The organism is Arhodomonas sp. KWT (assembly GCF_010993615.1).
Window position 1 is genome coordinate 1 of record NZ_WNXE01000378.1, and the last position, 1,748, is coordinate 1,748.

Genomic DNA, 1,748 nt, shown 5'->3' on the forward strand with positions numbered 1-1,748 from the left:
GCGGTGTGGATCGTGGAGAAGACGTTGATGTTCTTCGTCTGCGCCAGCAGTCCCGCGGCCCAGGTGACGGTCTCCAGCACGCTGCCGTGGAAGTTGGTGGCACCGCCGTAGCCGATCCAGCGGGCGATGGGCAGGAGGAACTCCAGGCCCGCCTCGTCTGCCATCTGCGCGAGCCTGAGGTTGTTCTCCCAGGAGTTGTTCCAACGCTCGGGGACCTTGGTCACGGCCAGGCCGCCGGAGCAGTTGGGGGAGAAGATCCCCAGCTTGAACGGGTTGTCATTGAAAACGGGCGTGGTCTTTACGGTCATGGCGATGCTCCTCCTCGGGTGTGCTCCCCTCACGGGCGTGCAGGCGTTAGTGTTTTTTCTAGTAATTTACTAGTAAAACACCATGACTTTTCTTTTAGACGTAAAATTTTTTCCCGTCAAGGATGGTCCGCCCGGCGTCGGGCTTGTGCTGAGTCGCAAGGCCTGTTGTGGTTTGGGGTATCCCCGCACACCGAGGAGAGAGGAGAGCGATGTCGGAGCACGAGGGTCGGGAAGGAGAGGCGCGCGTGGGCGATTTCACCCTGGACCGGCACTGGCACCTCGCGGGTGACGAAAAGGAGATGGCGCTCACCGAGATCGAGCACACGATGCTGCGGTTGACCGCCGCCTTCGAGCGCTGGCAGTCCGAGTGCCTGGCGGCTGTGACACACCGGCCCGTATCCGGCTCGGACAACGCGGTGCTGCACGTGGTACGGATGAAGGAGCGTCCCAAGACGGTCGCGGAGATCGCCCGCCTGCTCAACCGCGACGACATCAGCAACATCCAGTACGCGCTCAAGAAGCTCAAGGCGGCGGGCCTGGTGGACAAGCAGTCCGCGAAGCGCCGCGGGGTGGCCTATTTCGTCACCGAGCAGGGTTACGAGGTCACGGAACGTTTCGCCCAGCTGCGCCGGGAGATGCTCATCCGCATGATCCCCAACGAGGAGAACTGGCAGGCGCAGTACGAGGTGGCACACCGGCTGCTCAACCAGCTCCAGGGCATCTATGACCAAGCGGCGGTCTACGTGGTCAGTCACCGCGCGCCGATGGACGACGAGTCGCTGTAGGAGGCGAATCACCGACTGGACAAGGGGGGACGGGTATGGCCGGTGTCGAGGGCGGCTGGGGGGCGCTGTTCGTCGCGCTTGGTGCGACGCCGGCGCTGTGGGGCGGCATCCTGATCGGAGCGGTGGTGGGCGGCGCGGTGACGGTGGCGGTGCTTGGCGGTCGCCATCGCCGCGTACGAGCGGGGATCTATCGGGCCCTGGTCCAGCAGGCGGCGGACGCGATCGTCGTCGCCAACGCATCGGGGGCGATCCATGACGTCAACGAGCAGGCCACGATACTGCTCGGTCATCCCCGAGGACGGCTCAGGCGAATGGCGGTCCGCGATATCCATCCCCTGGATGAGAAACAGGCACTGGACGCGGCGTTCGCGGACATGCGCTCCACGGGCTTTTCCCTGCGTGAGCACGAGGTGATTCACGCCGACGGCACCCGGATACCCGTGGAGGTAGCGGGGCGGCGTGTCGACCGGCGTTTCGGGCCCTGCCTGTATGTCGGGGTATTCCGCGACGTCAGCGAGCGCCGCGAGCGCGAACGCGAGCGCCTGCGCGAGGAGCGCCGTCAGCGCGAGGCGCTGATTCGCGAGGTCCATCACCGGATCAAGAACCACCTCCAGGGACTGCTTGGCCTCATCGCCGGCCAGGTGGAGGCGGAGCC

At 65.3% G+C, this 1,748-nt stretch carries 3 protein-coding genes; 2 read left to right on the plus strand and 1 reads right to left on the minus strand.

The features are described 5' to 3' along the window. A partial coding sequence (locus G7A99_RS19115; RefSeq protein ID WP_163143183.1) for an LLM class flavin-dependent oxidoreductase occupies positions 1 to 308 on the minus strand: 308 nt, incomplete at its 3' end. Between the two features lie 245 nt (positions 309 to 553). On the opposite strand from G7A99_RS19115, the gene G7A99_RS19120 reads away from it, so the two are divergent. After that, positions 554 to 1,093 (plus strand): winged helix DNA-binding protein, encoded by a 540-nt coding sequence (locus G7A99_RS19120; protein WP_163143186.1) that lies wholly within the window; start codon positions 554 to 556, stop codon positions 1,091 to 1,093. Positions 1,094 to 1,128: 35 nt separating this feature from the next. Beyond that, positions 1,129 to 1,748 (plus strand): PAS domain S-box protein (locus G7A99_RS19125; protein ID WP_163143189.1); only part of this gene is annotated, 620 nt, incomplete at its 3' end.